This window comes from Myxococcus sp. CA039A (assembly GCF_013336645.1).
Taxonomy (GTDB): domain Bacteria; phylum Myxococcota; class Myxococcia; order Myxococcales; family Myxococcaceae; genus Myxococcus; species Myxococcus llanfairpwllgwyngyllgogerychwyrndrobwllllantysiliogogogochensis.
Map to the genome: position 1 here is coordinate 1 of NZ_JABUMQ010000398.1, position 8,980 is coordinate 8,980.

5 protein-coding genes are annotated in these 8,980 nt (G+C 68.7%); 2 read left to right on the top strand and 3 right to left on the bottom strand.

Annotation, left to right across the window (positions count from 1 at the left end; genetic code table 11):
• Nucleotides 1-3,669, top strand: a 3,669-nt coding sequence (gene hrpA / locus HR086_RS41225) for an ATP-dependent RNA helicase HrpA (RefSeq protein WP_254626667.1), incomplete at its 5' end; no start/stop codon positions are given.
• 82 nt (nucleotides 3,670-3,751) lie between these two features.
• Here the strand turns inward: hrpA and HR086_RS41230 are convergent.
• A complete protein-coding gene (locus HR086_RS41230) occupies nucleotides 3,752-4,228 on the bottom strand; it encodes a hypothetical protein (RefSeq protein WP_174458606.1) in 477 nt (158 codons plus the stop codon).
• 528 nt (nucleotides 4,229-4,756) lie between these two features.
• Between HR086_RS41230 and HR086_RS41235 the strand changes: the two genes are divergently transcribed.
• Complete coding sequence (locus HR086_RS41235; protein ID WP_141648852.1) at nucleotides 4,757-5,116, top strand: DUF1428 domain-containing protein; 360 nt, start codon at nucleotides 4,757-4,759, stop codon at nucleotides 5,114-5,116.
• 241 nt (nucleotides 5,117-5,357) lie between these two features.
• Here HR086_RS41235 and HR086_RS41240 read toward each other — a convergent pair whose 3' ends face one another.
• Both HR086_RS41240 and HR086_RS41245 read right to left on the bottom strand, forming a co-directional pair.
• Nucleotides 5,358-6,755 carry a DUF1552 domain-containing protein gene (locus HR086_RS41240; RefSeq protein WP_174468357.1) on the bottom strand — a complete coding sequence of 466 codons (1,398 nt, stop codon included), beginning with the start codon at nucleotides 6,753-6,755 and terminating at the stop codon, nucleotides 5,358-5,360.
• A gap of 5 nt (nucleotides 6,756-6,760) precedes the next feature.
• Nucleotides 6,761-8,980 (bottom strand): DUF1588 domain-containing protein (locus HR086_RS41245; RefSeq protein WP_254626668.1); only part of this gene is annotated, 2,220 nt, incomplete at its 5' end.

Genomic DNA, 8,980 nt, shown 5'->3' on the forward strand with positions numbered 1-8,980 from the left:
ACCCTGCACTTCCCCCCCGAGCTCCCCATCTCGAGCCGGGTGGAGGACATCACCGCGGCCATCTCCGCCCACCAAGTCGTCATTGTCGCGGGGGCCACCGGCTCGGGGAAGACGACGCAGCTGCCAAAAGTCCTGCTCGCCATGGGGCGCGGCCGCCCGCGCCAGATTGGCGTCACCCAGCCCCGGCGTATCGCCGCGACGAGTGTGGCGGCGCGCGTGGCACGCGAGCTCGGCACGGAGCTGGGCACGGACGTCGGCTACCAGATTCGCTTCGAGGACCGCTCGTCCCGGCGAACGGCCGTGAAGTTCATGACCGACGGAGTCCTCCTCGCTCAGATTCACAGCGACCCGCTCCTGAGCCGCTACGACACCATCGTGCTCGACGAGGCTCACGAGCGCAGCCTCACCATCGACTTCCTGCTGGGGTGGCTCAAGCGCATCCTCCCCCGGCGCCCCGACCTCAAGGTGGTGGTGAGCTCGGCCACCATCGAGACCGAGCGCTTCTCGCAGTTCTTCGGGGGGGCTCCGGTCATCCAGGTGGAGGGCCGTACCTTTCCGGTGGACGTGCTCTACGAGCCGCCCCCCGAGGACGACGAGCTCACCGACTCCGTCGCCGATGCGGTGACAAACGTGCTCTCGCTCGACCCGGACGGGGACGTCCTCGTGTTCCTCCCCGGGGAGCGGGAAATTCGCGAGGCCGAGAATGCCCTGAACGCGCGCGCGCTCCGCGGCACGGTGGTGCAGCCCTTGTATTCGCGCCTGTCGGCCGCCGAGCAGTCGCGCGTCTTCTCCACCATCCCCGAGCGCCGGGTCATCCTCGCCACCAACGTCGCGGAGACGTCGGTCACCATCCCGGGAATCGTTTACGTCGTGGACACGGGGGTGGCGCGCCTGTCGCGCTACGACCCCCGCTCGGGCACCACGCGCCTGCACATCGAGCCGGTCTCCCAGGCCAGCGCCGACCAGCGCAAAGGGCGCTGCGGACGCGTGCGTGAGGGCATCTGCGTGCGCCTCTACGACGAGGTAAGCTTCACCACGCGGCCCGCCTTCACCGACCCGGAAATCAAGCGCACCGGGCTCGCGGGGGTCATCCTGCGGATGAAGTCCCTCGGCCTCGGTGACGTCGAGGACTTCCCCTTCCTCGACCCGCCCCAGCCGAGGGCCATCGCCGAGGGATGGCGGGTGCTTGAGGAACTCGGGGCCATCGAGGGCCAGGAGCGCACCTTGACGCCGCTCGGGCACCAGCTCGCGCGCTTCCCGGTGGACCCGCGCATCGCACGGATGATTCTCGCTGGCGCCGAGTACGGGTGTCTGGACGAGGTGCTCATCGTCGCCGCGGCGCTCAACCTGCAGGACCCACGCGAGCGGCCACGGGAGCTCGCGCAGAAGGCGGATGAGCTGCACCGGCGCTTCCGTGACGAGCACTCGGACTTCACGGGGCTCCTCAAGCTGTGGGCGTTCGTGAGCGAGGCCGAGGGCCGGGGGACGTCCCATCTGCGGCGCGTGTGCCGGGACAACTTCCTGTCCTTCTTGAGGGTGCGCGAGTGGCGGGACGTCCAGCGCCAGCTCGAGGAGACCGTCCGCGAGTTGCGCCTGTCGCGCAAGGGCCGGGGCACCCCGGCGCGCGGGGACGTCCTGCACCAGGCGCTCCTCACCGGGCTCCTGTCCCGCATCGGCCAGTGGAATCCGGAGCAGCGCCTTTATACGGGTGCGAAGCAGACGCGCTTCATGGTTCACCCCTCGTCGGCGCTCGCGAAAAAGCCCCCTGCCTGGGTGATGGCGTTCGAGCTCGTGGAGACGTCCCAGTTGTTCGCGCGCACCGTGGCGAAGCTCGACCCCGAGTGGCTCGCGGCGGCGGCCCCCCACCTGCTCAAGCGCAGCTACTCCGACCCGCACTGGTCGGAGAAGTCCGCGCGCGCCGTGGTGAAGGAGAACGCGACCCTCTTCGGGCTTCAGGTCTTCAAGGAGCGCCCCGTGGCCCTGGCCAGCATGGACCCCGCCCGGGCACGGCTGATGTTCCTGGAGCATGCCCTGGTGCGCGGCGAGTACCGCACCCGGGGGGCGTTCCAGGAGAAGAACCGCCAGGTGTTCGAGCGCGTGGCGCGCCTGCGGGACAAGGCCCGGCGCAGCGAGCTGCTCGACAGCGAGGCGATGCTGACGTTCTTCGACCAGCGCCTCCCGGCGGACGTGACGGACGGAGCGAGCTTCGAGGCCTGGCGCCGCAAGGCCGAGGCGGCCGACCCCGATGTGCTCGTCCTCTCGATGGAGGATGCCCTCTCGCACGACCCAGGCCTGTCCCCAGCGCACTACCCGGACGCCATCACCCTGAACGGCGCATCCGTGCCGGTGACATACACCTTCGACCCCTCGGCCGAGGACGACGGCATCACCCTGAGCGTGCCGCTGCTGCTGCTCGCCCAGTTGGTCCCGGGTGAATTCGACTGGACCATCCCGGGGTGGCAGCGGGAGAAACTCACCGCCCTGCTCGAGCAGATCCCCCGCGCCCAGCGCAAGCAGTTGGGGCCTCTGCCAACGCTGGTCGACCGTCTCGAGAAGGAACTGGTGCCCTTCCGCGGGCCGATGATTCCGGCGCTCGTGCGTGCGGTGTCCCGGCTGTGCGGCGTGGACGTGCCCGAGGAGTCCCTCCGGCCGGATACCGTGGCGCCGTACCTGCGCATCACGCTCCGGGTGCTCGACGAGCGGGGAAAGGAGCTCGCGCGGAGCCGCGACGCCGACGCGCTGCTGGAGCAGTACGGGGGACGCGCACGGGCTGCGCTGCGCAGCGCCGCGCCGACTTCGGACTGGGAGCGCCAGGGGCTGACGACCTGGACCTTCGGCGAGCTGCCCCCCGTGGTCACCCGCCGCGTCGGCGGGCTCGACGTCCGCAGCTACCCCGCGCTCGTCGACCGGGGCGCTGCCGTGGACCTGGTGCTGCTCGAGACATCCTCCGCCGCCGAGGCGGCCACTCGCACAGGGGTCCGCCGGCTCCTGATGCTCGCCGCGCGCGGACACGTGGCCGTCAGCGCCTCGCGCATGCCGCTGCCCTTCCCGTCCCTGGACGGCGCACCGCCCGCGCGGGGCCAGGCCGACGCCTTCCGGGCGCTCGTCCTCGCACGCAGCGTCGACGATGCGTTCAAGCTCGCACCGGGCGCGCCACTGCCCCGCGCGAAGGCGGCCTTCGAGGCGCTGGTCCGTGAGGGCTCACCGCGCATCGAGCCCGCGGCCCGGGACTGGGCGAACGCCGTCGTTGTCACCTCCGCTGAACTCTCCGCGACGCTCGCCGCACTCAAGGCTGCATCAAAGGGGCCGAGCGGCGCGGCGGCCGTGCGGGACATCCGCGCGCAGCTCGGGCACCTGTTCCCCGCGAACCTCATCGAGTGGATTCCCTTCGCGCGCCTGCTGAACTACCCGCGCTTCTTCCGCGCAGCCCAGGCACGGCTGTCTCGTGCGGTGGCGAACCCCGGCAAGGACGCAGGGAAAGCCGCGCCCTTCACCCCCCTGTGGGAGACCTTCCTCGCCAGGCGCGCCACCGTGCGGGACCAGGAGGCGGCACAGGCCCTTCGGTGGGACTTCGAGGAACTCCGCGTGGCCATCTTCGCGCCGGAGGTGACGACGCCCGTGTCGGTGACGGTGGCGAAGGTCGGCGCGGCCCTCGCGGCGCTGCGCTAGCAGCGGGTGGCTGTGCGTCCGTGACGAGAGCATCGGCATCCTCAAGGTGCTCCGCCGTCAAACGTCGCCGTCCTACACAAGCTCAGGTTCCTGCTGAGCGATAAGTCCGAGCCAGCTGGGCGGACTTTTTGGAGAACCGCGACATCCACTTCGACGATGCCCACTCTTGGCTGAGAGTGTCTGCCCAGTCCGCAATCGCCTTGCGCTGCGCGACGCTGAGAGTCGTCAACACAGGGGCCGGATAGTCACCATCAATGCGACAAAGAAAGCCGTGGAGATGAATCCACAGCTCGAAGTCGGTCGAATTCGCCAGCATGACGCGGAGAACCGAAGGCAGGTAGTACAGGACGGCGGCGTCCGTCATGTACGAGAAGTCTTCCATGTACAGCGAGCCAGGGAATGGCTGGGATTCCACGTCGCGCCGCATCTTGCCGAAGAAGTGGTCGACAACGTACTTGGCCTCGATGCCCGGCGGTGCAAGCTCTTCCTCGGTTCGTGGAATGGCCGCATCCCTGAAGGCGAGGTCAATTCCGCGGATGACGTCGTCGCGTTTCAACATGGTCGGCCCGTGATTGTCTCATCAAGGAGAATGAAGAACCAACCGTGAGAAGGAAACGAGCGGAAGACGAATAGGAACTGTGTTGAGGGTTGGGCTGGTGCAGAAGGCCGAGCATGGCTGCTGACAATTTCCGCTCGACAGAACTCGGCTGGCCTCCAGGCGTCCCCGAATCGCATTCTGGAGATGGTTCCAGGGCTTGAAGTACGGCGTTACGTCCGCGATGCACCCCTCCGGGGGACACCAGACTGAACAGAAAGCCTCAAGGCCCACGTCCAGGGGGAGCCGTCACGACGAGTGCCCCCAGACCCAGGTGTCCGGTACGCCCCTTGGACGGGAAATCGCCGGTTCGGCAGGCCGTGGGCCCCCCAGCCAGGGCTCCGCCCTCTGCCCCCGGAATGGCGCGCGGAGGCGTCGTCGTCGCCAGATTCACGAGTCCGCGGAGCGATTCATGTCGATCCCCGTACTGCCCAATCGTCGCGCTCTTGAAGGCGCCCTGCTGGCGTCCCCTCATTCCCAGAGGAGCATCCCATGTCTTACATCGATGGATTCGTCATCGCCGTGCCGACCGCGAACAAGGAGAAGTTCATCGCACATGCCCGCAAGGGCGACCCCGCCTTCATCGGGTACGGTGCCCTCCGCGTGCTGGAGTGCTGGGGAGACGACGTGCCGAGCGGCAAGCTCACCGACTTCCGCAGGGCCGTGCAGGCCAAGGACGATGAGACGGTGGTCTTCTCGTGGATTGAATGGCCCGACAAGGCCACGCGCGACGCTGGCATGGAGAAGATGATGAAGGACCCAAGCATGAGCCCCGAGCAGAACCCGATGCCCTTCGACGGCGCGCGGATGATCTACGGCGGCTTCGCGCCGGTGGTGGTGCTGGACAAGTAATCCGGGCCGGCCCGCGGGGACTCAGGTCAAAATCCGTCCCCGCGCGCCCTCTGCGCCCACCTTGAGCAGGAGCGTGTACAGGCCACCCTCTCCATGCTCGCTGGCGCGAGTCCACTGCAGCCTGCCTTCACACTCAAGGCACCCGAGCGGCGCGGCTGGCACTCCACGAATGGAGGGCACCGCGCCGCTTCCTGTTGGGCGCCCGTAGCGGCGTCACACCCGCCCAGCCCACTCTCGCGGCTCAGCCATACAGCTCGCTCAGCGGTCCCGGCGCGATGCGCGTGCTGCCCTCTTGCCCGAAGGTGTTGAAGTCCGCATCTCCGAACGCGTGGCCAAGCGTGTTGAAGAGGTTGGAGACTTGCCGGTTCCGGGCCGCGTCGTACTTCGGGTACACCACTGTGCGCCCGTCGGTCTTCAGGCCCAGCGCGTTGCCACCCACCACGAGCTTCGGCCACTCACGCGAGGTCGAGTGGTGCTGCTCGCCGTTGTCGGACATGAAGACAATCGCGGTGTGGTCCAGCATCGAGCCGCTCGCGCCGACCTCTGGCGTAGCAGCCAGCGTCCTCGCCAGGTTCGCCACCAACTGCACGTGGCGGCGGGTGACCTCCGCGACGCGATCCCAGTTCTGCCCGGCATCCAGGCCGTGCTGCAGGCTGTGTCGCGCGATGTCGGCCACGTCCGGGCCGTAGGCCACGTCAAAACCCGAGGTGCCCGTCGCCAGTACCACCGTGTTCGTCAGCCCACCCAGGAGGGATGCCGTGGCGATCTGGAACTGCGCCTCGAACCACTTCAGCGAGTCGGGCGGTGAGCCCGCGCCAGTGATGAGCGGGTTGTCCTTCGGCGCCAGCGGCAGGTAGGGCCGCACGCGGTCCGCCATGCCCGCGAGCTGATCCTCCCGCGTGCGCAGCGATTCGAGCGAGGAGAGGTAGCGCTCCAGTTTCAGCCGCTCGTTGGAGTTGCCGCTGAACTCCGCCAGCGCCTTGCGCGAGTCGGCCAGCGCGAAGTCGAAGAGCATCTTGCGATCGCGCCCATTCGTCGAGCCGCCGAGCAACGAGCCGAAGGTGCTGTCGAACGCGAGCGACGGGTTGACGATGATGCCCGCGGGCTTGCGCGGCCCGAGCGCGCAGGTCTCGTAGACAATCGACACCCGCGCGGAGCTGGTGCCCAGGCGCAGCACGTCGAACGGTGCACCACGACGCAGACGAGGGGCGATCACCGCGTCGAAGGTCGCGCCCGCGCCGTTCACCGCGCAGCTCAGCCCACCCGTCCCGCTGGAGTGCCCGCCGCCCGCGATGAGGCTCGAGAGCCCCAGCAGCACGGCGGAGCGGTTCACCAGGTCGATGTTGCCGGAAGATGCCGCCAGCGGCCCGAGGCTGATCGCACTGGCGAGATTGTCGCCCTCACGAACCAGCGGCGCGTCCTTGTACGCGTCCCAGAAGAGGCGATCGGAGGTATTGGCGCGTCCACCCAGCGCCGTGCGGGTGCCCGTGCTCAGGAGCGCGCGGGGGTAGACGCCATTGCATTCGAGGACCAGCACCAGACGCGCCGGCCGCGCTGACGACTGGGCGTAGACGTCGTGGAAGTAGGGCGCGAAGAGGCCGGCGGCCATGCCCTTCAGGACGGTTCGTCGCGAGAACATGGCAGTCACTCTCCAGCCTGCGGCACGCGCCGCGTCTTCCAGGTGTCACTGGTCATCAACGTGGTCAGCATCTTGGAGAACGAGCCGTTGTTCTGATCATAGGCCTGCTCCATCTGCGTCAGCGTGCAGGCGTCGCTCGGGTTCTCCGGGCGGCCCATGAAGTAGCGGAAGGCCTGTCGCATGAAGCAGCGTTTCACGTGCCGCGAGGTCGCCAGGCGCTCGCTCAGCTCCACCGCGTCGCGCACCGTGCCGTCCAGCGCGGGGTCCGGCATCGACGTGAGCGTCGAGCTTCCATCCGGCGTGGTCCAGCCTCCGCTGGGCGAGTGATCCCGCGCGCGCAGGAAACCCGCGTGGTTGTAGATCTCGAAGGGCAGACCGAGCGGCTCCATCAGGCGGTGACAGCCCTGACACTGCGATCCGGCGGTCGCCTCCTGCAAGCGGCGGCGCGCGTTCTTGTCGGCCGCGTGAGCGCCGACCTGGGCTGCCACCTGCACGCTGCTGAGCGGCGGGACGAAGCCGCACAGGAGGTTCTCGCGCACCCACTTGCCGCGATGGACGATGGACGGATCGTCCTCGAAGTTGCCGCCGTGCGCGGCCAGCCACACCGGGTGGGTCAGCACGCCCGCGCGCTCGGTGGCGGGCAGCGTCTTCCAGCGGCCCGCGACGGTCGCCGGGAGGATCTCGCTGACGTTGTAGGGGTGCGAGAGGCCCTTGTGCGAATCGTACGCCGCGTGCTGCATGGAGGGTACGTAGAAGGTGCGCGTGGTGAGCAGATTCGCCAGCACGTCCTGATCCTCGATGACCACCCGCGCGATCAGATCGTCGAACTGCTGGATGAAGGTCGGCTCCAGTGGATGGAAGTTGGTGAGCAGGTTGTCGTACGAGACCGCGCTGATGTAGCCGAGCCCCTCGATTTCGAAGCGCGAGGTCGCCGCCGGAGACTCCTTGAACACCGCGGACACGTGCTCGTAGCCAAGCCACTCGCGGAAGAAGCCCGCGACGCCGTCACCCAGCCAGTACTGCCCGCGCTTGGAGCGCTGCTCCTCGTTGTAGTCCTGCACCAGATCGAAGCGCGGCGTCCCGTTCTGGTTGGCGTCGACTCCGCCCAGGTACTTCTCGATCAGGGCGGTGGTCGTCGCATCCTGCGTGAGCGAGCCGTCCTTCGCGGCGGTGGCCACGTCCGCCAGATGCCCCTCGAGGGGCGCGGAGTAGTGAGGGTACACGAAGCTCGGCGTGGCCGAGGGCGCCCGCCCCGCCAGCGCGTAGGCCAGCTGAGAGCCCAGCTCGAGGCTGGTCAGCTCCACGCGACCGTCGGCCGGCTCGCCGCCCATCTCGCGGCGGAACACGGCGCCGGTCATCATCCACGCGGCGTTGGAGATCCGCGTGATGGAGGCCGCGCGGTTTGTCGGGGAGTTGCTCGGCTCCTGCGCGATGACCTCGGTCGCGAAGGCGGTGAGGCGGGTGAGTTCATCCTCCGTGGGCGGGCGGAAGAAGACGCCGAACTCGAGCATCTGGCCGAGGTGGAAGCGCTTGCAGGTGTCGCTCGGGTTCGCGTCGACGAACATGCAGTTGAAGCGCCTGTCGGTGTAGACACGCTCCATCCGGTTGCCGTCCGGGTAGTTCATCGTCCACGGCGCGGCGGCCTCGCCGACCACCGGCAGGAAGAGCTCCACCGTGGCCTCGTCCAGCGTCTCGTCCGTGGCCCAGGAGCTGTACTGCTCGATGGCGCTGGGATCGAGCGGGTTGTCGTAGAAGCTGAACCCGGTCCAGCTGCGCTCGACCGAGCCACCAACGTTGCGGGTGAACTCGCGCCGGTTCATGCGGCGGATGCGCGTTGACGCATCCGAGCGCACGCCCTCGGTGCAGCTGAAGAGCGTGGACTGTTCGAGCAGGTTGGGCTCGGAAACCACCGTCACGGGTGGGCCGCCCGTGCCACTGCAGAGGGGCATCCCCTCCCCGATCCACGTCTCGAGCGCGGTGAGCTCAGCTGCGCTCGCACGCGCATGCGGGGCCGGCGGCATTGGAGACGCGTCGTCGCGCATGCGGATGAGCGCACGCTGGGCGTTGCTAAGGCTCCCATCCATCGCCGAGCTCACCCGCATGTCGTGCAGGGTGCGCAGCGGCATCGTCGCCCCCTGGGTTGGCAGCGCGCCGTGACAGGTGGCGCAGCGATCGGCGAGCACCGACTGCACCACGCACGCGGCCCCCAAGCCCCCCCCGGGACC

Coding starts and splice junctions, on each gene's coding strand:
- HR086_RS41230 (WP_174458606.1), bottom strand. CDS start 4,228: ATGTTGAAACGCGACGACGTCATCCGCGGAATTGACCTCGCCTTCAGG.
- HR086_RS41235 (WP_141648852.1), top strand. CDS start 4,757: ATGTCTTACATCGATGGATTCGTCATCGCCGTGCCGACCGCGAACAAG.
- HR086_RS41240 (WP_174468357.1), bottom strand. CDS start 6,755: ATGTTCTCGCGACGAACCGTCCTGAAGGGCATGGCCGCCGGCCTCTTC.